A 25,742-nucleotide genomic window follows, 5' to 3' on the forward strand; every position below is an offset into this window, starting at 1 on the left:
GGTCCGGGCGTAGCGTGACCCTCATGAAACGTGGGGATGTCGTCGAGGACTTCGCGCTGCCCGATCAGTCCGGCACCGTCCGCAAGCTCAGCGAGTTTCTGACCGGCGGACCGGTGGTGCTGTTCTTCTACCCGGCCGCGATGACACCGGGATGCACCAAGGAGGCCTGCCACTTTCGTGATCTGGCGGCCGAATTCGCCGCGGTCGGCGCCCAGCGGGTCGGCATCAGCACCGACAGTGTCGACAAGCAGGCGCAGTTCGCGGGCAAGGAGAAGTTCGACTACCCACTGCTGTCCGACGCCGACGGTGAGGTCGCCACGGCGTTCGGGGTCAAGCGCGGCCTGTTGGGCAGGCTGATGCCCGTCAAGCGCACCACGTTCGTGATCGACACCGACCGCAGGGTGCTCGACGTGATCGCCAGCGAGATCAGCATGGACACCCACGCCGACAAGGCGCTGACGGCCCTGCGGGCACGTTAGGCCTACACCGTCAGCAGTGTCTTCACGGCGCGCCGCTCGTCCATCGCCCGGTAGCCCTCTGCGGCGTCGGCCAGGGGCAGTTCGAGGTCGAACACCTTGGCGGGGTTGATCTCTCGCCGCCAGATCTTGTCGATGAGCTCGGGCAGGAAACGACGCACCGGGGCCGGGCCGCCCAGCAGGTGGATCTCGGCGAAGAACAGTTCCAGGCCGGGCAGCTCGACATCGTGGGAGACCCCGACGTAGCCGACGTGTCCGCCCGGTCGGGTGGAACGGATCGCCTGCATCATGGACTGCTGGGTGCCGACGGCCTCCACGACGCTGTGTGCACCGAGACCGTGCGTGAGCTCCTTGACGGCGGCGACCCCGTCGTCCCCGCGCTCCTCGACGATGTCTGTGGCACCGAACTCCCGCGCCATGGCCTGACGATCGGCGTGCCGGCTCATGGCGATGATGCGTTCGGCGCCCAACTCCCGGGCCGCGAGCACCGCGAGCAGGCCGACCGCGCCATCCCCGACGACAACGACCGTCTTACCGGGCCCGGCGTCGGCGGCGACGGCGCCGAACCAGCCCGTGCCGAGCACATCGGAGGCCGCGAGCAGGCTGGGAATCAGCTCTGGTGACGGTGTGTCGGGGGTGGCCACCAGCGTGCCGTCGGCCAGCGGAATCCGGGCGAGCTGGGCCTGGGTGCCGATCGCCCCCATGGGCACCGCGTGGACGCAGCGGCTCTGGTAGCCGGCGCGGCAGATCTCGCAGGTGTTGTCGGAGGCGAAGAACGAGCCGACGACGAACTGTCCCGGTCTCAGCGTCGTCACCTCGTCGCCGATCTCCTCGACCACACCGACATACTCGTGCCCCATCGGCGCCGGTGCCGTCACCTCGTCGAGGCCGCGCCACGGCCACAGGTCAGAGCCGCAGATGCAGGTCGCCGACACGCGAATGATCGCGTCCGTCGGCTCGACGATCTTCGGTTCCGGCAGGTCTTCGACCCGGATGTCGCCGGGCGCGTACATCACCACACCACGCATGGGAACCCTCCTCTGGACACACGCCACGCTTCGGTGGTGGCTGGGTACCCAGCTGGGGCCAGATGTCCCCTATTCGGGAGCCAGCAGAACGTCGGCGTCGAAACAGCTGTGGTCGCCGGTGTGGCACGCCCCGCCGACCTGGTCCACCTCGAGCAGGACGGCGTCGCCGTCACAGTCCAGGCGCACCGAGTGCACGCGCTGGGTGTGACCCGACGTCGCGCCCTTGATCCACTGCTCGTTGCGGGACCTGGAGAAGTAGGTGGCCTCGCGGGTGGCCAGGGTGCGGGCCAGCGCGTCGTCGTCCATCCAGGCGACCATCAGGACGTCCCCGGAACCGCGCTCCTGCACCACGGCGGTGAACAGTCCCTCGGCGTTGCGCTTGAGTCGCGCCGCGATCGCGGGATCCAACGCCGTCATCGGACCACGATCCCCTCCGCGGCCATGGCCGCCTTGACCTCACCGATGGTCAGCTCGCGGAAGTGGAAGACGCTGGCGGCCAACACCGCATCGGCGCCGGCGTGCACGGCGGGCGCGAAGTCGCCGACCGCGCCCGCGCCGCCGCTGGCGATCACAGGCACCGTCACCGCGGCGCGCACGGCCTTGAGCATCGGCAGGTCGAACCCGCCCTTGGTGCCGTCGGCGTCCATCGAGTTCAGCAGGATCTCCCCCACGCCGAGCTCGGCGCCGCGCACGGCCCATTCGACGGCGTCGATGCCGGTGCCGCGCCGCCCGCCGTGCGTGGTGACCTCCCACCCCGAGGGGGTGGCCTCTCCGCCCGCGGGCACGGTCCGTGCGTCGACCGACAACACGATGCACTGAGACCCGAACTGGCGTGACAACTCCGCCAGGAGTTCGGGGCGGGCGATCGCCGCGGTGTTGACCGAGACTTTGTCGGCGCCCGCGCGAAGCAGCACGTCGACGTCCTCGACCGAGCGGACTCCCCCGCCGACCGTCAGCGGGATGAAGACCTGCTCGGCGGTGCGCCGCACGACGTCGAGCATCGTGGCGCGACCCGACGACGACGCCGTGACGTCGAGGAACGTGAGTTCGTCGGCGCCCTCGGCGTCGTAGGCCGCGGCCAGCTCGACGGGATCACCCGCATCACGCAGGTTCTCGAAGTTGACGCCCTTGACCACCCGGCCCGCGTCGACGTCGAGGCACGGGATCACCCGAGTCGCAACATCACTGATGATCACAGGTAGTCCTCCGGGTTTCCGACCGATCGCAGAATCTCGAGCATCTCCGCGTGTACGCCGGGCGCGGCGGCCAACGCCGAACGCGACTCGGGCGTCCACTCCTGGCCGGCCAGGTCGGTGACGATGCCGCCGGCCGACCGCACCAGTGCCACGCCTGCGGCGTGGTCCCAGATGTGGTGTCCGAAACTGATGGCGGCGCCCAGGATTCCGGCACCGACGTAGGCGAGGTCGATGCCGGTGGCACCGTGCATGCGAACGCGCGAGCTCACGCGACTGATGTTCTCCAGCACCGTACTGCGGTAACGCCCGGGGAACGTGCCGCGCGAGTCGATGTTGTAGGTCTGGATCCCGACCATCGACTCCGCCAGCGTGGAGGGCTCCAGAGCGGGCAGAGTGACACCGTTGTCCTGCATCGGGAACCCCGCCATCGCGGTGTAGCGCTGCCCGACGAACGGCAGCCAAGTCAGCCCCGCGACCGGTTCGCCGTTGTGCAGCAACCCCAGAAGGATCGCGGCCATCGGCGAGCCCGCCGCGTAGTTGAAGGTGCCGTCGATGGGATCGAGCACCCACACGTACTCGGAGTCCAGCGACTCGCCGCCGAACTCCTCGCCATGCACGCCGATCCCGGTCAACCGGTTCAGTTCCGCGACGACCCGCCGCTCGATCGCGAGGTCGATCTCGGTGGCGAAGTCGTTGCCCTTCTTGGCTACGGCCGAATCGGCGCGGTGCCCCGCGATGAACTGGTCGGACGCGCCGTCGAGGACGCCGGCGGCGGTCTGCAGCCAGCCTGCGAGCTGATCGGAGTCGAGCGCCATCGCGGTCTAACCGCTGACCGCGGCCAGCGCCTGCGGCAGCGTGAACCGCTCGGCGTAGAGCGCCTTGCCGACGATGGCGCCCTCGACGCCGACATCGGTCAGGGTCGCGATGGCCTGAAGGTCGTCGAGGCTCGACACACCACCAGAGGCGATCACGGGCTTGTCGGTGCGCTTGGCGACCTCGCCGAGCAGTTCGAGGTTGGGCCCGGTCAGGGTGCCGTCCTTGGTGACGTCGGTGACCACGAAGCGCGAACACCCCTCGGAGTCAAGGCGATCCAGCACCTCCCAGAGGTCTCCACCGTCGGTCTCCCAGCCGCGGCCCCGCAGGCGGTGCGCACCGTCGATGATCTGGACGTCGAGGCCGACCGCGACGCGGTCGCCGTATTCGGCGATCGCCTGCGCACACCATGTCGGGTTCTCGAGGGCGGCGGTGCCGATGTTGACCCGGGCGCACCCGGTGGCCAGCGCTGCGCGCAGTGACTCGTCGTCGCGGATGCCGCCGGACAACTCGACGGCGACGTCCAGCTTGCCGACGACCTCGGCCAGCAGTTCGCGGTTGGAGCCGCGACCGAAGGCCGCGTCGAGGTCCACGAGGTGGATCCACTCGGCGCCGTCGCGCTGCCAGGTCTGGGCGGCCTCGAGCGCCGACCCGTAGTCGGTCTCGCTGCCGGCCTTGCCCTGCACGAGGCGCACGGCCTTGCCGTCGACCACGTCGACGGCAGGCAGCAGAATCAGTGGTGGTTTAGAAGTCACAGTCCCTCAACCCAATTCGCGAGCAGCGAGGCACCGGCATCGCCGCTCTTCTCCGGATGAAATTGTGTCGCCGACAGCGGGCCGTCCTCCACGGCCGCAAGGAACGGCACGTGGTGGGTGGCCCAGGTCAACAGCGCATCGGGATTGCCCTCCCAGCGCTGCGCGGCGTACGAGTGCACGAAATAGAACCGGGTGGAGGAGTCCAATCCCTTGAACAGCACGCTGTCCGACGGCGCCTGGACGACGTTCCAGCCCATGTGCGGAATGACCGGGGCGTCAAGCCGGGTCACCGCGCCCGGCCACTGTCCGCAGCCCGTCGACTCGACACCGAACTCGACGCCCCGCGCGAACAGGATCTGCATGCCGACGCACACGCCGAGAACGGGACGGCCCGCGGCCACCCGATCGGCGATGATCTTCTCGCCGTTGATGGAACGCAGTCCGGTCATGCAGGCCTCGAACGCGCCGACCCCGGGCACCACCAGGCCGTCGGCGTTGGCGGCCGCGGTGGGATCCGCGGTCACCTCGACGTCGGCACCGACGCGCTCAAGGGCACGCTGTGCGGACCGCAGGTTGCCCGACCCGTAGTCGAGCACCACCACGGACTTGGAAGTGCCGCTCACAGGCTGCCTTTCGTGGACGGCACGCCGGAGACCCGCGGGTCCGGTTCGACGGCTTGGCGCAGCGCCCGCGCGACGGCCTTGTACTGGGCCTCGGTGATGTGGTGCGGGTCGCGCCCGTAGATCGTTCGCACATGCAGTGCGATGCGGGCGTTGAAGGCCAGCGATTCGAAGACGTGCCGGTTGATCACGGTGTGGTACGGCGCGCCGGTGCCGGCGATCGTGAAGGTCACCATGGACTCGGGCTCGCCGGTGTGGACGAAGTAGGGCCGCCCGGAGACGTCGACCGCGGCGTGCGCCAGGGTTTCGTCCATCGGGATGAAGGAATCGCCGAAGCGGCGGATGCCCTTCTTGTCGCCGAGTGCCTGTCCGAGCGCGGTGCCGAGAACGATCGCGGTGTCCTCGACGGTGTGGTGCGCCTCGATGTGGATGTCGCCCACGGCGCGCACCGTCAGGTCGAAGCTCGCGTGGCTGCCCAGCGAGGTCAGCATGTGGTCGAAGAACGGCACACCCGTGTCGATCTGCACCTTTCCGGTGCCGTCCAGGTCGATCTCGACGGTGATGTCGGACTCCCTGGTCTTGCGTTCGACCTTCGCGTAGCGGGTCACGGTGCTCCTACTCGGTTCGGGGCCAGTTCGGTCGCGGCCAGGCGCTGACTCACGGCCAGGAATGCGTCGTTCTCGGCGACCAGGCCGATCGTGGTGCGCAGGAAGCCCGGGATGCCCACGTCCCGGATCAGCACCCCGTCGTCCAGGTAGCGCTGCCACGTGGCCGCGGCGTCGGCGAACTCGCCGAACAGCACGAAGTTGGCGTCGCTGTCGATCACCCGGAAGCCGTACTCGTGCAGCGCCTTCGACACTCGATCGCGCTCGGCGACCAGGGCCGCGACGCTGCCCAGGGTGTCGTCGGCATGCCGCAGTGCGGCACGCGCCGCGACCTGGGTCAGCACCGAGAGGTGATACGGCAGGCGCACCAGCAGCATGGCGTCGATCACCGCGGGCGAGGAGATCAGGTAGCCCAACCGCCCACCGGCGAACGCGAAGGCCTTGCTCATGGTTCGGCTGACGATGACCTTGGTGGGGTGCTCGTCGATCAGGGCGACGGCGCTTGGCTGAGACGAGAACTCGCCGTAGGCCTCGTCGACGACGAGCACGCCGCCCGTCATGGCCTCCAGGATGCGGCGCAGATCGTCGAGCGGAATGCTCTGTCCGGTGGGGTTGTTCGGGCTGGTGACGAACACCACGTCGGGGCGGTGCTGCTCGATCGCGGCCACCGCGACGTCGGTGTCCAGCGCGAAGTCCGCCGTGCGCGCCGCGCTCACCCACCGGGTCTGCGTGCCGTCGGAGATGATCGGGTGCATCGAGTACGACGGGACGAACCCGATCGCGCTGCGCCCCGGCCCACCGAACGCCTGCAGCAACTGCTGCAGAATCTCGTTGGAACCGTTTGCGGCCCAGAGGTTCTCCGCTCCGACCTCGATCCCGGTCGCCGAGGTGACATAGGCCGCCAGATCGGTTCGCAGCGCCACGGCGTCGCGATCGGGATAGCGGTGCAGTTCGGCCGCCGCGACCCGAACGGACTCGGTCACGTCGTCGATCAGGGCCTGCGTCGGCGGGTGCGGGTTCTCATTGGTGTTGAGTCGCACCGGAACCGACAGCTGCGGGGCGCCGTAGGGCGACTTTCCGCGCAGGTCGTCGCGCAGCGGAAGGTCGGCCAGGCTCACGGAGTCACCGATCACCGCTCGAACCTCCGACGGACCGCCTCACCGTGCGCGGGCAGGTCCTCGGCCTTGGACAGCGTGATCACGTGACCCGAGACGTCCTTGAGCGCGGCCTCGGTGTAGTCGATGACGTGGATCCCCTTGAGGAACGTCTGCACCGACAGACCACTCGAATGCCGAGCACAGCCCGCGGTCGGCAGCACGTGGTTCGAGCCCGCGCAGTAGTCACCCAGGCTGACCGGCGCCCACGGGCCGACGAAGATCGCCCCCGCAGAACGGATCCGGCCCGCAACCCCGAGCGCGTCGATGGTCTGGATCTCGAGGTGCTCGGCGGCGTAGGCGTTGGCCACGCGCACGCCCTCGTCGAGATCGTCGACCAGGACGGTCGCCGACTGCCGGCCGCTCAGCGCGGTCGTGACGCGGGCCCGGTGCTTGGTGGTCTCGAGCTGACGGGTCAGTTCGGCATCGGTGGCCTCGGCCAGATCGACGCTGGTGGTCACCAGCACGCTGGCGGCCATCTCGTCGTGCTCGGCCTGGCTGATGAGGTCGGCCGCGACGTGGACGGGATCGGCCGTGTGGTCGGCCAGGATCGCGATCTCGGTGGGCCCGGCTTCGGCGTCGATGCCGACCTGCGAGCGGCAGATGCGCTTGGCCGCGGTCACGTAGATGTTGCCCGGGCCGGTGATCATGTCCACCGGGGCGAGTTCGGCGCCGTCGGTGTCGGTGCCGCCGTAGGCCAGCAGCGCGACGGCCTGGGCGCCGCCGACGGCCCAGACCTCGTCGACGCCGAGCAGGCGTGCGGCCGCCAGGATCGTGGGATGCGGCAGGCCGGCGAAGTCGGCCTGCGGCGGGCTGGCGATGACGAGGGAGTCGACTCCGGCCGTCTGCGCGGGCACGACGTTCATCACCACGCTCGACGGATAGACAGCGTTACCGCCGGGCACGTACAGCCCGACCCGCTCGACGGGCACCCACCGCTCGGTGACCGTGGCCCCGGGCGCGAGTTCGGTGGTGGTGTCGGTGCGACGCTGATCGGCGTGCACGGCGCGGGCGCGCGCGATCGCCACCTCCAACGCCGCACGCACGTCGGGGTCCAACTCGGCGAAGGCCCGCTCGATCGCCTCAGCGGGCACGCGCACCGTATCGGGGCGCACACCGTCGAACGACTGCCCGTAGTCCAACGCGGCCGTCGCGCCATGCTCGGCGACGGCGTCCACGATGGGTCGCACCTTGGGCACCACGGCGTCGACGTCGACGCCGCCCCTCGGCAGGGTGGCGCGCAGTTGCGCCGCGGACAGGCCACGGCCGCGCAGATCGATTCGGGACATCGAGAAGTTGGACATCTCCTCCATTGTCGCCGATCGGTCCAGTCGAATAAAAATCCGTTTGAGCTGCGATGTCGATCACTGCCACACTTCGGGCGTGGAGTTGCAGCTGTGGTTGGCCTTCATCGGGGCCTCGATCGCGATCAGTGTGTCCCCCGGCGCGGGCGCAATCCTGTCGATGGCCACCGGGTTGAGCCATGGCGTGCGACGCACGTATTGGTCGATTCTCGGCCTGCAGATCGGGCTGATGACACAGCTGGCGCTGGTCGCCGTGGGCCTGGGTGCGCTCGTGGCGAGTTCGGTCCTGGCCTTCACGGTGGTGAAGTGGCTGGGCGTGCTCTACCTCGTCTACCTGGCAGTTCGGCAGTGGCGCAGCGCTGCGATGGACCTGGAGAGCGAGTTGGACGACGTGCCGGTGTCCACCCGCCGTGGCCTTGTGGTGCGCGGCGCGCTGGTCAATCTCACCAACCCCAAGGGGTTGGTGTTCCTGCTGGCGGTCCTACCCCAGTTCGTCGTGCCGACCGCTCCGCTGACGCCGCAGTACCTCGCGATCGGCGTCACCATGGTGGTCGTCGACCTCGCGGTCATGGGCGGCTACGCCGCGCTGGCCGCACGGTTGATGCGGTGGTTGAAAACACCACGCCAGCAGCGCGCGGTCAACCGGACCTTCTCCGGTCTGTTCGCGGCGGCCGCGGTGGGGCTGTCCCTGATGCGGCGCGCCGCGACGACCTGAGCCGGCCTCAGGCCGACTGCTCGACGTTCTTGGCGATGGCCTCAGCGGCCTCGAGCCCCTGCCCGGTGTAGGCGGGGCCGCAGACCATCGTGTCGATGACGAGCGCGCCGCTGACGCCCAACGCATGCTCGCAACCGACCATCGCGTCGGGCGAGTCGGGCCCCTGGCTCTGGGTGAGGAAGCCGTCGCCACCCGTTCCGACCGAACCGAAGCGCACCGGCACCGGCGGCTTGTCCGCCCTGGACATCATCACGACGCTGTCGGCACAGCCTCGCCAGGAATCCCGCGCGGTGCTCGCGTAATCCTGGGCGTCACTGGGCGAGTCGAAACTGACGGCGGCCTGGATCAGCAGCAGGCCGCCGTCACCGGCGGACTTGAACCCGCTGACCGCGACCTCGTCGTAGCCGCTTCCCGCGTAAGCCTTGCGTTCAGCCGGCCCCCACGAGGCCATGCACTCGGCCCGATCGATGCGATCACTGTTGTCCAGCAGGGTGTCGCTGGTGCCCATCGCCTTGAGCGAATCGCTCAGGAGATCTTCGGCATCGGAGCGCGACAGCAGCACCGAAGCGGGGTCGATGACCGCCGCCTCGGGTTCGCTTGTGGGCGCGGTGGTCTCGACCGCCGTGGTCGGCGTCACCGTCGTGGTGGTGACCGACGAGGGACCGGTCTGGTCAGAGCCGCCGGTGGTGGCGACCACGACGCCCGCCGTGGCGAGAGCGGCCACCGCGACCGTCGCGGCGGCGATGATGGCCCACTTCTTGCCGTTCCCGCCGTTGTTCGGCGCGGGCGGCATCGGCCAGGGCGCCCCGGGAGGTGCCGGCGGCATCGGCGGGCCCCACTGCCACTGAGGCGGCACAGGCGGGCGTCGGGGAATGACGCGGGTGGGGCCGTCGGCGGCGGGGGCGCTCGGAGCGCGCCAGAGGTCGTGTCCCGAGGGGGTCTGAGTGCTCGTCATCGGTGGCCCTTTCGGCGGCAACCGCCGGACTGTCCGGCTGCGCTACACAGTAACGCACCAAACCGTAGCATTGCAACAGTTTGATGAAGTCACGCTACAGATACGCCGTTCACCGGCCTCAGCTCCGCCTTTAGTGTGCGAATACCGCCCGTCGAAAAATGAAACCGCAGCGTTCTGCACCACGAGCGCATCAAGAACCGAGCGTTGTGGCGAGTCCCGGCGCGTCCCACCCGTTTTGACGCTTACGTAGATTTATGCTGGCGGCTCACCTGTGCCGACCAGAAGGGGTGCCCGCTGTCCATGACCCTGCCAGTTACGCCGACCGTCCCGACGGGCCGACGCAGACTCACCCAGAAGAAGGCGGCGTTCGCACTCGCCGCGCTGATGCTGGCCGTCCCCGGCATCCCGATGCTGCTCAGCGCGCTGGTACCCGAGCGCGAATGGCACGTCGCGGCACCGGGATCCGACGAGGTCGAAATCGTCAGCGCCGCCGGCCACGGTGTGCTGGTCACCGCCCCGCCCGGCTGGGAGACCCGCGACGACGGGCACACCATGGCACTGCGGTCCGGTGGGGCGACGGTCGTGGTCCAGGTCTACGACCGGGGGGAACGCGACCCGGATGCGGTGGCACAGCGGCTGATCCGATCCAACCGGGTGGCCGGGTGGACTTCGGCCCTGGACGGCGGGCGGATCGCCAGCGCCGACGGCGGGTTGACCGGCGACACCTGTGTCGTGGTGGCGGAGAGCCGCACCGGCACGTGCGCATTCCTGGCCGACGACGACGTCGTCGTCTCGGTGCTGGCGCTCGGCGACGCCGAGAACCCGGCCCCTTCGATCGCCGAGATCGTCGCCCCGCTGACCAGGAGCCAGCCGTGACCGTCATGGAGAACCACACCGCCGAGCCCGTGACCGCGACCCGGATCCCGGTGGTCTACCGGCCCGAATCAGCGGTGTTCTGGCTGTTCGTCGCCGCGCTCGGACTGAGCACCGCGCTGGTGCTGCTCAACGAGGGCGCCGCGATCGCCGAAACCCTCGGCGCCCAGATCGCGCTGGCGCCGCTGTGGCTGGGCCTCATCGTGTTCCTGCTGTGGTTGATGCTGAAATTCGACCCATTCCGCAGCGTGCGGGCCCACCCACAGGTGCTGGCCGCCGGCGCCGCCCTCGGCGGCACCACCGCGATGGTGCTCGCACTGCATGGCAACACCGCGCTGTTCGGGTTCTGGCGCAGCGTCCTGGGGCCCGACACCGCGGACCAGTGGTCGGCCGCACTGTCGGCGCCGTTCGTCGAAGAGGCGGCCAAGGCGGTGTGCGCCGCGGTGGTGCTGGTGCTCAGCGCGGCGGTGTTCAACCGGATCTCCCACGCCCTCCTGCTGGGAATGTTCGTCGGCGTCGGTTTCGACCTGATGGAGGACCTGGTGTACGCCAGCCGCCAGGCCATCGCCAGCTTGGACTCCGATGTGGTTGGCGCCGGCGCCAACCTGATCCTGCGGGCGTTCACCGCCGTCCCCGCGCACTGGTCCTACACCGCCCTGGCGACCGTGGGGGTGTTGATGCTGCTCCCGTCGTTCGCCGGTCGCGACAGCTGGCCCCGGTCACGCCGGCTGCTGGCGGCGGTCGGGTTGTTCGGCGCGGCGTCGCTGATGCACTTCATCTGGGACGCTCCGGGCCCCGACGCACCGGCCGCCGCTCTAGGGGTGTTGGCGCTCAAGGTCGTGGCGAACGTCGTCATCTTCCTGGTGCCCGTGCTGGTCCTGCTGCGGTCCGAACGCGCCTGGGTGTCGCACCAGATCGCCGCACGGCCCGACCTGCCGTTCGACCAGGCGCTGCTGGATTCGCTGCTGACCCGCCGCGATCGCCGCCGCTACGTGCGGGAGGCGCGCCGCGACGGCGGCCGGGCGGCCAAGTCGCTTGCCCGGCGCAGTCAGCGCGCCGCGCTGGACGTCATCCAGCGCGGCTGACGGGAACGTCGACGTCAGAAATCGAGGCCGATGTCGAGCACCCGCACCGAGTGCGTCAGCGCGCCGACGGCGAGATAGTCCACGCCCGTACCCGCGTACGCCGCGGCGTCCTCCAGCGAGAGGCCACCCGAGGACTCCAGCAGCACACCGGGCGCGGTCGAATCGCGTCGCTGCACAGCGATCTGGGTCTCCCACACCGCGAAATTGTCCAGCAGCACCAGTTGCACGTCCTCGGCGAGCACCTGGTCAAGCTGCTCCAGCGAGTCCACTTCGACCTCGCACGGCAGGTCCGGCGCCGCCGAACGCACCGCGCGCAGCGCGGCCACGACCGACCCCGCCGCCGCGACATGGTTGTCCTTGATCAACGCCGCGTCACCCAACCCCATGCGGTGGTTGACCCCGCCGCCGACACGCACCGCGTATTTCTGCAGTGCCCGCAGGCCCGGCAGGGTCTTGCGGGTGTCGCGGATTCGGGCCTTGGTGCCCTCCACCTCGGCCACCCAGGCCGCGGTGGCGGTCGCGATACCGGACAGATGGCAGACCAGGTTCAGCATGGTGCGTTCGGCCGTCAGCAGACCCCGTGTCTGGGCCTCCAGCGTCAGCAGTGCGTCGCCCCGACGCAGTCGGTCGCCGTCGTCGGCCCGCCCCGTCACGCGGTAACCGTCACTGCCCAGCACCTCGTCGAGCACCAGCAGAGCGAGGTCGACGCCTGCGGCCACGCCGTCGACGCGAGTGACCATCGCGGCTGTGGTCCGGGCATCCGCTCCGACCGTGGCCATCGTCGTCACGTCGGGTCCGTAGCGCAGGTCCTCGTCGAGGCCCCGGGCGATCACCTGGCGTGCCTCGGCGAGTTCGGCCTGCGTCATCCGGGCGCGGCTCATGCGGCCACCACCGAGTTGTCGACCTTCACATGTCCGTCAACGAGGCGCACCACGGTGCTGCGCGCCTGGGCGCCGTCGGTCTCGGGCCAGTCGGACCGGTGATGGCAGCCGCGACTCTCGGTGCGGTCCGCGGCGGCCACGGCCACGGCCTGCGCCGTGAGTGTCAGAGCGGCGTCTTCGAATCCCGCGCGCGTACCGACGGGCCGCGATCCAGCCTCGGCGAGGGTGTCACTGAGCCTGCGCAGGCCGTCGGCATCGCGGACCACCGAGGCGTCGCGCGACATCGCGATCTGCAGGTCGGCCCGGTCCAGGATCTCCTGACGCGGCAGTGCGGGTGTGCCACCCCGGCCCGAACCTGTCGACGCGGCATGGGCGGCGGCCGCGGCGCCGGCGCGCGCACCCACCACCAGGCCCTCAAGCAGGCTGTTGGACGCCAGCCGATTGGCGCCGTGCATGCCCGTGCGGGCCACCTCGCCGGCCGCGTAGAGACCTGGGAGGGACGTCTGCCCGCTGACGTCGGTGAGGACTCCCCCGCAGCTGTAATGCGCGCCGGGCAGTACCGGGATCGGCTGCCGCGTCGGGTCGATTCCCGCGGCGTGGCAGGACGCGGTGACGGTCGGGAAGCGACGGGCGAAATCGGCGACGCCGCGCGCGTCGAGATAGACACACGGCGCGCCGGTGGCCCGCATGCGCGCGTCGATGGCCGCGGCCACCACGTCGCGCGGAGCCAGGTCCGCCATCGGGTGGACTCCCTGCATCACCGAATCACCGTGTGCATCAACAAGAATCGCTCCTTCTCCGCGAATGGCCTCGGTGATGAGCGGACGCCTGCCGCCGGCACTACCGTCGAACAGCATGGTCGGGTGGAACTGGATGAACTCGAGATCGCTGACCGCGACCCCCGCGCGCAGTGCCAGCGCGATGCCGTCGCCGGTCGACCCGGACGGGTTGGTGGTGGCCGCGTAGAGGTGGCCCAGGCCCCCGGTGGCCAGGACGACGGCGGGCGCGTGGATGACACCGGGCCCGTCGGGACTCACGACGTGGACGCCGCGGACCTCACCGCCGTCGGTCAGGATCTGCAGCGCCGCGTGTTCGTGACGGATATCCAACGTGATCGTGGCGTCGTTGAGCGCACGCTGCACCTCGGCGCCCGTGGCGTCGCCGCCGGCGTGGATGATGCGACGTCGGGTGTGGCCACCCTCGCGCGTCAGTGCCCACTGTCCCGGGGTGGCCTCGTCGAATCTGGCTCCGCTGCGCACCAGGTCGGCGACCGCACCGTGGCCGTCGGCGACGATCGAGGCGACCGCGGCGGGATCGCACAGTCCACCGCCCGCCGCGAGGGTGTCGGCGACGTGGGCGTCGACCGAGTCGGCGGTGTCGGGCAACACCACGGCGATGCCGCCCTGGGCGTAGAACGTGGCTGTGGAGATGTCGCCGCGCGCGGCCTTGCTCAGTACGACGACGCGCAGGGGCCGCTGTTGGGCACTGCGGTGGGCGGCCAGGGCCGCGACCAGTCCCGCGACGCCCGTGCCGATCACGACGACGTCAGCGCGCTGCTGCCACATTCCTGCGCCTCCGCAGGCCGGTGCGGTCATTCTCCGCCGCCGGGCTGCCCGATCTCGATCATCCGCTGCACGCTGGCCCGGGCCAGTCGAGCGGTCTCGGGGTCGACATGCACCTCGTCGGCGCCTTCCACCAGGCAGCGCAGCATCGCGGCGGGCGTGATCATCTTCATGTACTTGCAGGACGCCCGGTCGTTGACCGCCTGGAAGTCGATCTGCGGTGCGGCACGGCGCAACTGGTGCAGCATTCCGACTTCGGTGGCCACCAGCACCTGGCGGGCCTTGGACTCGCGGGCCGCGTCGAGCATGCCGCCGGTGGACAGGATCTTGACCCGGTCTTCCGGGAAGGCGCCTTCGCCGGCGAGGTAGAGCGCCGAGGTCGCACAGCCGCATTCGGGGTGGACGAACAGTTCGGCGTCCGGGTGGCTGCGGGCCTGCGCGGCGAGTTCGTCGCCGTTGATGCCCGCGTGGACGTGGCATTCGCCCGCCCAGATGTGCAGGTTCTTCCGTCCGGTCATGCGTCGCACGTGCGCGCCCAGGAACTGGTCGGGGCAGAACAGCACCTCACGGTCCGGGTCGATCGACGCCACGACCTCGACGGCGTTCGAGGACGTGCAGCAGATGTCGGTGAGGGCCTTGACCGCGGCGGTGGTGTTCACATACGACACCACGACGGCGTCGGGGTGTTCGTCCTTCCACGCACGCAGTTCGTCAGCCGTGATGGAGTCCGCCAGCGAGCATCCCGCGCGCTGGTCCGGGATCAGGACGGTCTTGTCCGGCGACAGGATCTTGGCGGTCTCGGCCATGAAGTGCACGCCCGCGAAGACGATGGTGTCCTCGGGCGCTTCCGCGGCGATGCGGGACAGTGCCAGCGAGTCACCGACGTGGTCGGCCACGTCCTGGATCGCGGGCAACTGGTAGTTGTGCGCCAGCAGCGTCGCGCCGCGCAGGCGGGCCAGGCGCCGGACCTGGTCGGCCCACTCCTCGTCGCCCTCCACCCCGGAGTAGCCGTTGGGGCCGTCGACGATGCGGGCAGCCAACGCGATGTCCATGTCGCGTGCGGTGACGGTCATGACCGGTCCTTTCGGCGTCGAGGTTTTCGACTTACAATCGAAAACATGGCTCATACTAGCACTGCGCATGAAGTGCTCGCCGTCGTGTTCCAGGTTCGCGACCTGGAGACGCGGAACCCGCAGCTCAACGTCCTGCTATGGGAGCGTGCGCTCGATCCCGAGCGCGGCGCATGGGCCCTGCCCGGCGGTAGCCTGCGCCACGACGAGGACATGACGAGTTCGGTGCGGCGCCAGCTCGCGGAGAAGGTCGACCTGCGTGAGATTGCCCACCTCGAACAGTTGGCGGTCTTCTCCGATCCGGACCGCGTACCCGGCCGGCGCACCATCGCGTCGACCTTTCTGGGCCTGGTGCCCTCCCCCGCGACTCCCGAACTTCCGCCCGACACCCGGTGGCACCCATTGCACGCGCTGCCGCCCATGGCGTTCGACCACGGGCCCATGGTCGAACACGCGCGCACTCGACTGGTCGCCAAACTGTCCTACACCAATATTGGATTCGCCTTGGCACCAAAGGAATTCGCACTGTCGACGCTGCGCGACATCTACGGCGCCGCGCTGGACTACCAGGTCGACGCGACCAATCTGCAGCGAGTCCTGGCCCGCCGCGGCGTGATCACCCGCACCGGCACCACCGCGCAGTCCGGCCGAAGTGGAGGCCGCCCCGCGGCGCTGTACCGCTTCACCGACTCCCAACTGCGTGTCACTGACGAATTCGCGGCCCTGCGTCCCCCAAACTGAGTGGGCTGGTCTCTAAGGGATCCGTAAGAGACAATGGATGATCTTTGTCCACGTCCGGAGGAGACGCATGGAGTTGGGCAGCACGGCCGCAGCCAGAAGTGCCGAGTGGATCGGTGCACCCGTCCATGAGGAGTGGGGGCAGCAGAGACGGCCCCTGGTGCCGTCCAAGGACCCGTTCTACCTGCCCCCGGCCGGCTACGAACACGCCCGCCCCGGGACCGTGCTGCGCAGCCGTGACGTCCAGATCGCCTTCCTCGGGCTGATTCCGCAGCGCATCGTCGCGACCCAGCTGCTGTACCGGACCACCGACATGGACGGCGAGCCCGAGGCCGCCGTGACCACAGTCCTGATCCCCGCCGAACGCCCACCGCACAGGCCGACCCCCGTGCTGTCCTACCAGTGCGCGATCGACGCGATCAGCGACCGCTGTTTCCCCTCCTATGCGCTGCGCCGCGGCGCACACGCCGTCGGCTCGCTGCCCCAGGTGGAGTTCCTGCTGGTCGCCGCTGCGCTCGCCGAGGGCTGGGCCGTGTCGGTGCCCGACCACGAGGGCACCCGCGGCATGTGGGGCGCCCCCGACGAGCCCGGTCACCATGTGCTCGACGGCCTGCGCGCCGCGCTCTCGGCACCGCGCCTGGATCTGGACCCGGATGCGCCCGTGGGCCTGTGGGGGTATTCGGGTGGCGGTCTGGCCACCGCGTGGGCCGCCGAAGTGTGTGCCGACTACGCCCCCGAGCTCAACATCGTCGGCGCCGTCCTGGGTTCCCCGGTGGGTGACCTCGGCCACACTTTCCGCAGGCTCAACGGCACGATCTACTCCGGTCTGCCCGCGACGGTCGTCGCCGCGTTGACGCACATGTATCCCGACCTGCGCCGTCTCATCGACGAGCACGCGACACCCGAGGGCCAGAAGATGCTGGCGCGCATCGAGCGGATGACCACGATGCACGCCGTGTTGCGGCATGTGCGCACCGATATGGACGACCTGGTGGACTGCCCGCTCGACGAACTCCTGGACAGCCCGGAAGTCCAGCATGTGTTCGACGCCATCAAACTGGGCCGTACCGCCCCGACCCCTCCGGTGTTGATCGTGCAGGCCGTGCACGACCGCATCGTGTCGGTCGACGACATCGATGTGCTCACCGACGCCTACAAGTCCGGCGGCTCACACGTCACGTACCACCGCGACATGTTCAGCGAGCATCTGCTGCTGCACCCGATGTCGGCGCCGATGACCCTGCGCTGGCTGATCGACCGGTTCGAGGGTCGACCGCTGTCGGAGAACACCGTGCGCACCAAGTGGCCCACGCTGCTCAATCCGATGACCTACCGCGGTATGTGGCGGCTGGGCACCGTGGCGGCCCGAGTGGTCACCGGACGGGTGCTTCACCGCCGTCCACTGTGACGACCGGCGAGCGCAGGACGATGCCCTCGACCGGCGGATGACCGCCGAGGTCGTCGCGGGGAGTCGCCACCGCCGCGATGGCGTACACCATCGCCGCGGCGGCCGCGGGCACCAACAACGATGTGGCGATCTGCAGCGGCGTGTGGCCGAAGAACACCGATGGTGCCTCGGTCACATAGTGGACGCGGTGCTCCGGACTCACCGGCGCGCCCGCGACGTCGATCGCGTCGTACTGCGCGCGGACCAGCAGTCCCCCGACCAGCGCCGCCACCCCGCCGGCCCCGATGGCGCCCAGCGACAACCCGAACACCATGAGCGGCCCCCGGTGGGCCCGCCACTGCCAGGCCGCCGCAGCACCGGTGACGGCAAGTACGCACAGCATGCCCAGCATCAGGAAGGCCGCGACGAAGAAGTGGTCGGCCTCGGCGCCCAGGTAGGCGTAGATCCGATCGCCGCTCTTGGTCAGCGCCACCACACCGTGCGCGGGCGGGGCCAGGGCGGCCCATACGGCACCGACGAGGGCCCCGGCGACCAGGAATCCGAGCACCACGAGGGCAACGGCACGACGACGCGGGATCGACGGTGCGGACAGGGGCCGGGCCTCAGACGACGTCACCGCTGGGTCTCCAGATCCTTCGAGTCGACCAGGCCGTGTCTCGAGCATTTGGCCCACCAGCCGTCCGGCCGGACCTGCACCATCATGCGGCGACCACACGCGGCGCAGAACCGCGGCGGCTCCAGGCCCAGCGAAGCCGCCGTCGGCACCACCGCGCCCGCCTCCGAATCGGCGGACTTGCCGGTGTAGACGTTGAAGACGCCCGCACTCACCGGTTCGGGCAGCGCAGGCAGTTCGGCGATCATCACCTGTTTCTACAGGCTCGCGTTGAGTGCCTTGATCGGCATCTGCAGATCGTCGAGCAGTTCGAGATCGGCCTCGGCAGGCCGGCCGAGCGTGGTGAGGTAGTTCCCGACGATCACCGCGTTGATGCCGCCGAGGATGCCCTGCTTGGCGCCGAGGTCACCGAGCGTGATCTCGCGGCCGCCGGCGAACCGCAGCATGGTCCGGGGCAGCGCGAGACGGAAGGCCGCGACGGCCTTGAGCGCCTCGGAGGCGGGCAGCACCTCGAGATCGCCGAACGGCGTGCCGGGGCGCGGGTTGAGGAAGTTCAGCGGAACCTCGTGCGGGTTCAGTTCGGCGAGGTTGGCCGCGAACTCGGCGCGCTGTTCGAGGGTTTCGCCCATTCCGAGGATGCCGCCGCAGCACACCTCCATACCGGCGTTACGCACCATGCCCAGGGTCTCCCAGCGCTCCTCCCAACTGTGGGTGGTCACGACATTCGGGAAGAACGACCGGGCGGTCTCGAGGTTGTGGTTGTAGCGGTGCACACCCATCGCGGACAGGCGGTCCACCTGCTCCTGGTTGAGCATGCCCAGCGAGCAGGCGATCTGGATGTCGACCTCGTTGCGGATGGCCTCGATGCCCGCGGCCACCTGCGACAGCAGGCGCTCGTCGGGACCGCGGACCGCGGCGACGATGCAGAACTCGGTGGCCCCCGACTTCGCGGTCTGCTTGGCGGCCTCCACCAGACTCGGGATGTCGAGCCATGCACTGCGCACGGGCGAGGCGAAAAGCCCTGACTGCGAACAGAAGTGGCAGTCCTCGGGGCAGCCGCCGGTCTTGAGGCTGATGATGCCCTCGACCTCGACCTCGGGTCCGCACCACTTCATCCGGACCTCGTGGGCCAGGGCCAGCAGTTCTTCGAGGCGGTCGTCGGGAAGCTGCAGCACCTGCAGCACCTGGTCCTGGTTGAGCCCCTCGCCGCGCTCGAGAACCTGCTCCCGGGCCGAACTCAGGACATCGACAGTTGCCTGCGTCACCAGCGCTCCTTCAACCACAACTCGACTGCGATCCGAACTTGAACGGTGTTCAGGCTATGCTAGCCACGTGCAGCTGCACAAACGCGCTCTGGTGACCAAGGCCCTCGAGATCCTCGACAACTACGGCCTGGCCGACCTGACCATGCGCCGACTCGCCCGAGAACTCGAGGTCACCCCCGGTGCCCTCTATTGGCATTTCGCCAACAAGCAGGAACTGCTCGGCGCCGTGGCCGACGACATCCTCGCGCCGGTGTGCTCACCTGCGCAGGCCGCCGACTGGCAGTCGTCGATCACCACGCTGTGCTCACGGTTGCGTGACGCGCTGCTGTCGCACACGGACGGGGCCGAACTGGTCTCCGCCAGCTTCTCCACCGGGCAGTCCACGGCCGTGAGCGCCGTGCTGGAGCGCCTCGCCGAGGCCGCCGTCGACGCCGGAACCACCCCGGCGCGCGCCGAATTGGCGGCCCGCACGATCGTGCATTACGTCCTGGGGTTCACCGGCGACGAGCAGTCCCGTCTGCAATGGGACGCCGCGGGCGCACTGCCTGCCGAACAGTCGGTGTTCGACCCGGCCGCCGCACCGGGTGCGGCCTTCGACTTCGGCCTGTCGCTGCTCATCGACGGATTGGCCGTACAGGCCGCCGCGTCTGCCCCAACGCGGGATCGGGCCGCGAACTAGCCGTAGATCAGGTCCACCCGGGCGTCCCCGTCCCAGCGGCGCAGTCCGGCGAAGTGGCCATGCCGGTCGGCGGAAAGGCCGGGCAGTGTCAGGGCGTCACTCAACTGTTCGGGCCGCAGGCGTCGAGCCAGTGTGGTGTGCGGGGTCCACGCGTCGGGGTCGCTGTGCGCCATGGCGCCGCGCGGCAGATGGGGTCCACACGCCGCCGCCACATCGCGGTGCAGATCCAGCAGATCGACCGTGGGCACGATGAGCCGGGCCAGCACGTAGGGCGCCCGGCCGAACAGCAGCAGGGCGCCGACGGTGCAGGGCAACGGCAGCCGCCGAGCGAACCCGGCGAGAACGTCGTCGACCGAGGCGTCGATGTGCTCGGCGGCCACCAACGTGACGTGCGGGCGGTTGGTCTCGGCGCGGATGCGCGCCTGACTCGGCAGTCCCGCATCGGTCAACTGTTGCCAGCACCCCCGCAGAGCGGCCTCGGTGCGGTCGTCGAACAGCAGCTCGATGGAGTGCGCCATGGTCAGATCAGGCCGGCGACCCAGTCCGCATCGAACGCCGCGGCCGACAGTTTCGCGAAGTCCGTCGGCGACAACGACCCGGCACCGGCAGGCAGGGCCGCCCGCACCGGCGCGAGGGCCTCAAGCGCCCCCCGGTTGGACACCTCGGCGGGGCCGGGTTGCGCGGGCCACGCCCCCACCACCAAACCCGGGCATGAAAGCTGTTTGGCACCAAGCGCTTCCAAGGTCAGCGTGGTGTAGTTCAGCGTGCCCAATTCAGGGCCGACGACCACCACGACCTGGGCGGCGAGGTCTTCGGCCAGGTCTCGCAGCGTGACGCCGTCGGCGCCGAGTTCCACCACCAGTCCACCGGCCCCCTCCACGAGAGTCAGCCGGTCGGGCCGGTCGGTGGCACGGACGAAGTCGACAAGTTCGGTACGGGTGGGCAGTGCCATACCGGCCTCCGCAGCAGCCGCGACGGGCGCGAGCGGTTGCGGGTAGCGGGCCAGGCCGACGAGTTCGGTCGCGCCGGACAACCGGCCGACGGTCGCGAGATCGTCGTCGCCGTCGATCGTTCCGGTCTGCACGGGCTTGCACACCGCGACGTCCATCGCATGCAACCGGGCATGGCAGGCCAGGGCCGCGGTGGCCACGGTCTTCCCCACTCCGGTGCCCGTGCCGGTGATCATCACGACGGTCATTCGCGTGCCCTGAGCACGTCGGTGAGCACCTCGCGGGCTCGGGACAGCTCGTGATCGGTCAGCGAGGCCCTGGCGGTCAGCCGCAGCCGGGACGTGCCCGCGGGCACGGTGGGTGGACGGAAGCAGCCCACCCGGACACCGCGCTCGGCGCACGCGGTGGCCGCCGCCACCGCGACGTCGGGATCGCCCAGGATGACCGACACCACGGCGGACTGGGGTTCCTCAACCACATCGCACATGTCCGCCAGCGCACGGGCGTGGTCGAGAACCGCGTCGGCCAGCGCGGGCCGCTCGGCCAGAAGTCGCAGGGCCGCCGAGGCCGCGCCGACCGCCGCCGGCGCGAGGCCGGTGTCGAAGATGAAGGTGCGGGCTGCGTCGATCAGGTGCTCGCGCACCGCGACCGCGCCCAGGACCACGCCACCCTGGCTGCCGAGCGCCTTCGACAGCGTGGTGGTCATGACGATGTCGGGTTCGCCGGCCAGCCCCACCTCGTCGAGCAGGCCACGGCCGCCGCGACCGCGCACACCGAGGCCGTGGGCCTCGTCGACCAGCAGAACCGCGCCGTGCCGACGGCAGACCTCGTGCAGCCTGGCCAACGGCGCCAACGCCCCATCGGCGCTGAACACCGAGTCCGTGATGACCAGCGCGCGCTCCTCGGACCGCGAGGCCAACGCGGCCTCGACCGCGTCGACGTCACGGTGCGGGCTGACCACGACGCGTGCGCGGGACAGTCGGCACGCGTCGACCAGCGAGGCGTGTGAGTAGGCGTCGGAGACCACCAGGGCATCCGGCCCCGACAGCGCCACCACCGCACCGATGTTGGCGGCGTAGCCCGACGAGAACACCAGCGCCGCGGGCGCGCCCACGAATTCGGCCAGGTCGACCTCGAACTGCTCGTGGAGCTCGGTGTCGCCGGTGACCAGTCGCGATCCGGTGGAACCCGCACCCCAGGTGCGCAGCGCGTCGATGCCGGCCTCGATCACCTGCGGATGCTGCGACAGGCCCAGATAGTCGTTGGATGCCAGGTCGACGTCGGCGGTCCCTGGCGTGCGGGGGCGCAGCGAGCGCCGAAGTCCCGCGGCTCGACGCTGTCGTTCGACGTCGTCGAGCCAGGCCAGCGGTGTTGCGGATGCGACGCCTGCACGTGTCACCTGAGACTCCAAACGGGCGCTCGGGGGTTACTTGAACACCGTTCAGGCTAACGCACGCGCCACGGCCGTCATGGCCGAGGTGATCTGGGTGATCTCGTCGGGAGTGCAGATGAACGGCGGCATCACATACACCAGGTTGCGGAAGGGACGCAGCCACACGCCGTGCTCCAGCGCCACCCGGGTGGCCAGGGGGACGTCCACGGGTTGCGCCATCTCGATCACGCCGATGGCGCCGAGCACCCGGACGTCGGCGACCCCGGGCAGTTCGCGTGCCGCCTCGAGGCCGTGCCGCAGGCCGGTCTCGATCTCCGCCACCCGGGCCTGCCAGTCCTGTGCGAGCAGCAGTTCGACTGCGGCCACAGACACCGCACAGGCCAGCGGGTTGGCCATGAACGTCGGGCCGTGCATCAGTGCACCCGCCTCCGACCCGCTGATCACTGTCGCGATCTCGGCGCTGCACAGCGTCGCGGCCAGGGTGACGTAGCCGCCGGTCAGCGCCTTGCCGACGCACATGATGTCGGGTGCCACACCGGCGTGGTCGGCGGCGAAGAGGGCCCCCGTGCGGCCGAATCCCGTCGCGATCTCGTCAAAGATCAACAGCACGTCGTGGCGATCGCAGATCGCCCGAAGATCGGCCACCTGACGCGGGTCGTGGAAGCGCATACCGCCGGCGCCCTGCACCACCGGTTCGACGATGACCGCCGCCAATTCGTCGACGTGGTCGACCAGCAGTTGTTCGAACTCCGTGGAGTACGCCGCCGAGTACTCCGCGGGCACGGCTGGGGCGAAGACCTGCGGTGTCAGCACGGGGGTCCAGAGGCTGTGCATCCCGCCGTCCGGGTCGCACACGCTCATCGGAGTGAAGGTGTCACCGTGATATCCGCCACGCCACGTCATCAGCCGGTGACGCTCGGGCCTGCCCCTGGCAATCTGGTATTGCAGTGCCATTTTGGCCGCGACCTCGACGGACACCGACCCGGAGTCGCTGAAGAACACGGTGTCCAGGCCGGCAGGCGTGATCTCGACAAGCAGTTGGGCCAGGCGGGCCGCCGGTTCGTGCGTCAGGCCACCGAACATGACGTGGTTCATCACCGACAACTGCCGGGTCAGAGCCTCGTCCAGGGTGGGATGTCCATGCCCGTGCACCGCCGTCCACCACGACGCCATGGCGTCGAGCACCCGGGTCTGCTGACCGTCCACCACCAGCGTCAGCCATGCGCCCTTGGCGGCGACCGCCACCACCGGAGGCATCGACCCGGGTTCGCCGATCGTGCTGTAGGGGTGCCAAATGTGGGCAGCGTCGATCGCGCTGATGTCTTCGGGCGCCATCGCACACACGGGCACCGAGCCTATCGGAGGCGACGTGACACGGGCTTCGCGAAATGAACCGCGAGCCACGATTGGGTAGATTGTGTCCTCGAACATGACTGCCCTGCTCCCCTCCCGGTCGGCGCTCGAAAGCGTTCCGGATCCTGTGCCCCCGACCGCGGTGGGGACCAGGAAAGCGGGTTTCTACCGACATGATCTCGATGGCCTGCGCGGTGTCGCCATCGCGCTCGTTGCTGTCTTCCACGTCTGGTTCGGCAAGGTCTCCGGCGGCGTCGACGTGTTCCTGGTCCTCTCCGGGTTCTTCTTCGGCGGCAAGCTGCTGCGCAACGCGCTGACGCCCGGAACAACTCTGAACCCCGGGCGCGAAGTCGTCCGGCTTGTGCGGCGCCTGCTGCCGGCGCTGGTCGTGGTACTTGCCGCGTCGGCCGTGCTGACGATCCTGATCCAGCCCGAGACGCGGTGGGAGACCTTCGCCGACCAGAGCCTGGCGAGCCTCGGGTATTACCAGAACTGGGAGTTGGCCGGGTCCGCCTCGAACTACCTGCGTGCGGGCGAGGCCGTCAGCCCACTGCAGCACATCTGGTCGATGTCGGTGCAGGGACAGTTCTACATCGCATTCCTGGTGCTCGTGGTGCTGTGCACGGCGCTGCTGCGCAAACCGTTCGGCAAGCGCCTGCGCATCTTCTTCGTGGTGCTGCTGACCGCCCTGACCATCGCGTCATTCGTGTACGCGATCATCGCGCACAACGCCGATCAGGCCACGGCGTACTACAACAGCTTCGCGCGGGCCTGGGAACTGCTGGTGGGGGCGCTCGCCGGCGCCGTCGTCGGATATGTCCGCTGCCCGATGTGGGTGCGCACGCTTCTGGCGATCGTCGGCCTGGCCGCGATCTTCGCGTGCGGGTGGGTGATCGACGGGGTGAACGAGTTCCCCGGTCCGTGGGCGCTGGTGCCCGTGGGCGCCACCGTGCTGATGATCCTGGCCGCGGCCAACCGGCAGGCCGATCCGCACACCAGGGGCCGGATCCCCGTGCCCAGTCGGGTGCTGGCGTGGCGACCGCTGGTGACGCTGGGCTCGATGGCATATTCGCTGTACCTGTGGCACTGGCCGCTGCTGATCTTCTGGCTCTCCTACACCGGGAAGACCGCGGTCAACTTCGCCGAGGGCGCCGCGGTGCTCGCCGTGTCGGGCGTGCTGGCCTACCTGACCATGCGCTTCATCGAGGAACCGTTGCGCTACCGCGCGCCGGCCACTCGCCCCGACGCGCACCGAGTGGGCCTGTGGACCCGCTTGCGCCGCCCGACGATGGTGTTGGGCTCGACCGTCGTGCTGCTCGGCGTGGCCCTGACCGCGACGTCGTTCACCTGGCGCGAACACGTCATGCTGCAGCGCACCGACGGCAAGGAATTGGCCGGTTTGAGCGCCCGCGACTATCCCGGCGCCAAGGCCCTGCTCGAGGACGCGAAGGTGCCACGCGTGCCGATGCGTCCGACCGTGCTCGAAGCCGCCAAGGATCTGCCCGTCTCGACCGACGACGGCTGCATCAGCGACTTCAAGAACGGCGCCGTCATCAACTGCACGTACGGCGACAAGGACGCGACCCGCACCATAGCGCTGGCCGGCGGATCACACGCCGAGCACTGGATCACCGCGCTGGATCTGCTGGGGCGGATGCACAACTTCAAGGTGGTCACCTACCTCAAGATGGGCTGCCCGCTGTCGACCGAGAAGAAACCGCTGGTGATGGGCAGCAACAAGCCCTATCCGCAGTGCTATGACTGGGTGCAGGACGCGATGGCGAAGATCATCGAGGATCGTCCCGACTATGTGTTCACGACATCGACGCGGCCGTGGAACATCAAGCCCGGCGACGTCATGCCCGGCACCTATGTCGGAATCTGGCAGCAGTTCGCCGACGCCGGCATCCCGGTGCTGGCGATGCGCGACACACCCTGGATGGTCAAGAACACCAAACCGTTCATCCCCAAGGAATGCCTCGCCGACGGCGGTGACGACGAGTCCTGCTCTGTGAAACGCTCGGTGGTGCTGGCGCCGCGCAACCCCACCCTCGACTTCACGGCGCGCTTCCCGAATCTCAAGCCACTGGATATGAGCGATGCGGTGTGCCGCCGCACGGTGTGCCGCTCGGCCGAGGGAAATGTGCTGCTGTATCACGACTCTCACCACTTCACCACGACCTACATGCGCACGATGGCGCCCGAACTCGGCCGCCAGATCGCGGCCGCCACGGGTTGGTGGTGACCGTCA

Annotated in this window: 28 protein-coding genes; 8 read left to right on the forward strand and 20 right to left on the reverse strand. The window is 69.5% G+C overall.

Annotated elements, in window-relative coordinates:
- The first annotated feature begins 23 nt into the window (after window positions 1-23).
- The gene (locus G6N34_RS12110) at window positions 24-479 is read left to right on the forward strand and encodes a peroxiredoxin (protein ID WP_085151165.1); all 456 of its coding nucleotides are present in this window, start codon (window positions 24-26) and stop codon (window positions 477-479) included.
- Between the two features lie 2 nt (window positions 480-481).
- Here the strand turns inward: G6N34_RS12110 and G6N34_RS12115 are convergent, their stop codons facing one another.
- The 9 genes from G6N34_RS12115 to hisD form a co-directional block, all read right to left on the reverse strand.
- Window positions 482-1,504, reverse strand: a complete 1,023-nt coding sequence (locus G6N34_RS12115; RefSeq protein WP_085151166.1) for a zinc-dependent alcohol dehydrogenase family protein — start codon at window positions 1,502-1,504, stop codon at window positions 482-484.
- A gap of 69 nt (window positions 1,505-1,573) precedes the next feature.
- Window positions 1,574-1,921 (reverse strand): phosphoribosyl-AMP cyclohydrolase, encoded by a 348-nt coding sequence (gene hisI / locus G6N34_RS12120; protein ID WP_085151167.1) that lies wholly within the window; start codon window positions 1,919-1,921, stop codon window positions 1,574-1,576.
- Complete coding sequence (hisF, locus tag G6N34_RS12125) at window positions 1,918-2,700, reverse strand: imidazole glycerol phosphate synthase subunit HisF (RefSeq protein ID WP_407663225.1); 783 nt, start codon at window positions 2,698-2,700, stop codon at window positions 1,918-1,920. Before hisF ends, hisI begins: the two co-directional genes overlap by 4 nt.
- Complete coding sequence (locus tag G6N34_RS12130; RefSeq protein WP_085151168.1) at window positions 2,697-3,515, reverse strand: inositol monophosphatase family protein; 819 nt, start codon at window positions 3,513-3,515, stop codon at window positions 2,697-2,699. The genes hisF and G6N34_RS12130 overlap by 4 nt, the downstream gene beginning before the upstream one ends.
- A gap of 6 nt (window positions 3,516-3,521) precedes the next feature.
- On the reverse strand, window positions 3,522-4,268 hold the full coding sequence (gene priA / locus G6N34_RS12135; RefSeq protein ID WP_085151169.1) for a bifunctional 1-(5-phosphoribosyl)-5-((5-phosphoribosylamino)methylideneamino)imidazole-4-carboxamide isomerase/phosphoribosylanthranilate isomerase PriA: 747 nt from the start codon (window positions 4,266-4,268) through the stop codon (window positions 3,522-3,524).
- Window positions 4,265-4,891 carry an imidazole glycerol phosphate synthase subunit HisH gene (gene hisH / locus G6N34_RS12140; RefSeq protein WP_085151170.1) on the reverse strand — a complete coding sequence of 209 codons (627 nt, stop codon included), beginning with the start codon at window positions 4,889-4,891 and terminating at the stop codon, window positions 4,265-4,267. Before hisH ends, priA begins: the two co-directional genes overlap by 4 nt.
- Complete coding sequence (gene hisB / locus G6N34_RS12145) at window positions 4,888-5,496, reverse strand: imidazoleglycerol-phosphate dehydratase HisB (protein WP_085151171.1); 609 nt, start codon at window positions 5,494-5,496, stop codon at window positions 4,888-4,890. The genes hisH and hisB overlap by 4 nt, the downstream gene beginning before the upstream one ends.
- The gene (locus G6N34_RS12150; RefSeq protein WP_109788409.1) at window positions 5,493-6,626 is read right to left on the reverse strand and encodes a histidinol-phosphate transaminase; all 1,134 of its coding nucleotides are present in this window, start codon (window positions 6,624-6,626) and stop codon (window positions 5,493-5,495) included. Before G6N34_RS12150 ends, hisB begins: the two co-directional genes overlap by 4 nt.
- Window positions 6,623-7,951 carry a histidinol dehydrogenase gene (gene hisD / locus G6N34_RS12155; RefSeq protein WP_085151243.1) on the reverse strand — a complete coding sequence of 443 codons (1,329 nt, stop codon included), beginning with the start codon at window positions 7,949-7,951 and terminating at the stop codon, window positions 6,623-6,625. Before hisD ends, G6N34_RS12150 begins: the two co-directional genes overlap by 4 nt.
- Window positions 7,952-8,030: 79 nt before the next feature.
- Between hisD and rhtB the strand changes: the two genes are divergently transcribed.
- Entirely contained in the window at window positions 8,031-8,666 is a 636-nt protein-coding gene (rhtB, locus tag G6N34_RS12160; RefSeq protein ID WP_109788411.1) for a homoserine/homoserine lactone efflux protein, read from the forward strand.
- 7 nt (window positions 8,667-8,673) lie between these two features.
- Here the strand turns inward: rhtB and G6N34_RS12165 are convergent, their stop codons facing one another.
- Window positions 8,674-9,621, reverse strand: a complete 948-nt coding sequence (locus G6N34_RS12165; protein ID WP_133057737.1) for a sensor domain-containing protein — start codon at window positions 9,619-9,621, stop codon at window positions 8,674-8,676.
- A 300-nt stretch (window positions 9,622-9,921) separates the two neighbouring features.
- Between G6N34_RS12165 and G6N34_RS12170 the strand changes: the two genes are divergently transcribed.
- A complete protein-coding gene (locus G6N34_RS12170) occupies window positions 9,922-10,497 on the forward strand; it encodes a hypothetical protein (RefSeq protein WP_085151173.1) in 576 nt (191 codons plus the stop codon).
- A 5-nt stretch (window positions 10,498-10,502) separates the two neighbouring features.
- Complete coding sequence (locus tag G6N34_RS12175; protein ID WP_085151245.1) at window positions 10,503-11,579, forward strand: PrsW family intramembrane metalloprotease; 1,077 nt, start codon at window positions 10,503-10,505, stop codon at window positions 11,577-11,579.
- Between the two features lie 14 nt (window positions 11,580-11,593).
- Here the strand turns inward: G6N34_RS12175 and nadC are convergent, their stop codons facing one another.
- From nadC to nadA, 3 genes are read right to left on the reverse strand one after another with little or no spacing between them, the layout of a single operon-like run.
- The gene (nadC, locus tag G6N34_RS12180; protein WP_234812839.1) at window positions 11,594-12,445 is read right to left on the reverse strand and encodes a carboxylating nicotinate-nucleotide diphosphorylase; all 852 of its coding nucleotides are present in this window, start codon (window positions 12,443-12,445) and stop codon (window positions 11,594-11,596) included.
- Between the two features lie 11 nt (window positions 12,446-12,456).
- The gene (locus tag G6N34_RS12185; RefSeq protein ID WP_085151175.1) at window positions 12,457-14,055 is read right to left on the reverse strand and encodes an L-aspartate oxidase; all 1,599 of its coding nucleotides are present in this window, start codon (window positions 14,053-14,055) and stop codon (window positions 12,457-12,459) included.
- Window positions 14,052-15,095, reverse strand: a complete 1,044-nt coding sequence (gene nadA / locus G6N34_RS12190; protein WP_085151176.1) for a quinolinate synthase NadA — start codon at window positions 15,093-15,095, stop codon at window positions 14,052-14,054. Before nadA ends, G6N34_RS12185 begins: the two co-directional genes overlap by 4 nt.
- Before the next feature lie 45 nt (window positions 15,096-15,140).
- On the opposite strand from nadA, the gene G6N34_RS12195 reads away from it, so the two are divergent.
- Together G6N34_RS12195 and G6N34_RS12200 are read left to right on the forward strand one after the other, a co-directional pair.
- Window positions 15,141-15,833, forward strand: a complete 693-nt coding sequence (locus G6N34_RS12195) for an NUDIX hydrolase (protein WP_085151177.1) — start codon at window positions 15,141-15,143, stop codon at window positions 15,831-15,833.
- Between the two features lie 67 nt (window positions 15,834-15,900).
- Window positions 15,901-17,238 carry a lipase family protein gene (locus G6N34_RS12200; protein ID WP_085151178.1) on the forward strand — a complete coding sequence of 446 codons (1,338 nt, stop codon included), beginning with the start codon at window positions 15,901-15,903 and terminating at the stop codon, window positions 17,236-17,238.
- On the opposite strand, the gene G6N34_RS12205 is transcribed toward G6N34_RS12200, so the two are convergent.
- Genes G6N34_RS12205 through bioB form a run of 3 tightly spaced genes read right to left on the reverse strand, consistent with a single transcriptional unit; the run spans window position 17,204 to window position 19,116 of the window.
- Window positions 17,204-17,854, reverse strand: a complete 651-nt coding sequence (locus G6N34_RS12205; protein ID WP_234812834.1) for a DUF2567 domain-containing protein — start codon at window positions 17,852-17,854, stop codon at window positions 17,204-17,206. The two genes, G6N34_RS12200 and G6N34_RS12205, sit on opposite strands and share 35 nt — an antisense overlap.
- Window positions 17,851-18,099, reverse strand: a complete 249-nt coding sequence (gene bsaP / locus G6N34_RS12210; protein WP_109788423.1) for a biotin synthase auxiliary protein BsaP — start codon at window positions 18,097-18,099, stop codon at window positions 17,851-17,853. Before bsaP ends, G6N34_RS12205 begins: the two co-directional genes overlap by 4 nt.
- Before the next feature lie 9 nt (window positions 18,100-18,108).
- Window positions 18,109-19,116 carry a biotin synthase BioB gene (gene bioB, locus G6N34_RS12215; protein WP_085151181.1) on the reverse strand — a complete coding sequence of 336 codons (1,008 nt, stop codon included), beginning with the start codon at window positions 19,114-19,116 and terminating at the stop codon, window positions 18,109-18,111.
- A 67-nt stretch (window positions 19,117-19,183) separates the two neighbouring features.
- On the opposite strand from bioB, the gene G6N34_RS12220 reads away from it, so the two are divergent.
- A complete protein-coding gene (locus tag G6N34_RS12220; protein WP_085151182.1) occupies window positions 19,184-19,795 on the forward strand; it encodes a TetR/AcrR family transcriptional regulator C-terminal domain-containing protein in 612 nt (203 codons plus the stop codon).
- On the opposite strand, the gene G6N34_RS12225 is transcribed toward G6N34_RS12220, so the two are convergent.
- From G6N34_RS12225 to G6N34_RS12240, 4 genes are read right to left on the reverse strand one after another with little or no spacing between them, the layout of a single operon-like run.
- Window positions 19,792-20,313: a 2'-5' RNA ligase family protein gene (locus tag G6N34_RS12225; protein ID WP_085151183.1), complete on the reverse strand. Its 522-nt coding sequence runs from the start codon at window positions 20,311-20,313 to the stop codon at window positions 19,792-19,794. The genes G6N34_RS12220 and G6N34_RS12225 overlap by 4 nt on opposite strands.
- Before the next feature lie 2 nt (window positions 20,314-20,315).
- Window positions 20,316-20,993, reverse strand: coding sequence for a dethiobiotin synthase (gene bioD, locus G6N34_RS12230; RefSeq protein ID WP_085151184.1), 678 nt, complete (start codon window positions 20,991-20,993; stop codon window positions 20,316-20,318).
- Complete coding sequence (locus G6N34_RS12235) at window positions 20,990-22,144, reverse strand: 8-amino-7-oxononanoate synthase (protein ID WP_085151185.1); 1,155 nt, start codon at window positions 22,142-22,144, stop codon at window positions 20,990-20,992. The genes bioD and G6N34_RS12235 overlap by 4 nt, the downstream gene beginning before the upstream one ends.
- A gap of 42 nt (window positions 22,145-22,186) precedes the next feature.
- The gene (locus tag G6N34_RS12240) at window positions 22,187-23,473 is read right to left on the reverse strand and encodes an adenosylmethionine--8-amino-7-oxononanoate transaminase (protein WP_085151186.1); all 1,287 of its coding nucleotides are present in this window, start codon (window positions 23,471-23,473) and stop codon (window positions 22,187-22,189) included.
- Between the two features lie 94 nt (window positions 23,474-23,567).
- On the opposite strand from G6N34_RS12240, the gene G6N34_RS12245 reads away from it, so the two are divergent.
- Entirely contained in the window at window positions 23,568-25,736 is a 2,169-nt protein-coding gene (locus tag G6N34_RS12245) for an acetyltransferase SucT (protein ID WP_085151246.1), read from the forward strand.
- The last annotated feature ends 6 nt before the right edge of the window (window positions 25,737-25,742 follow it).

The organism is Mycolicibacterium confluentis (genome assembly GCF_010729895.1).
GTDB classification, from domain to species: Bacteria; Actinomycetota; Actinomycetes; order Mycobacteriales; family Mycobacteriaceae; genus Mycobacterium; species Mycobacterium confluentis.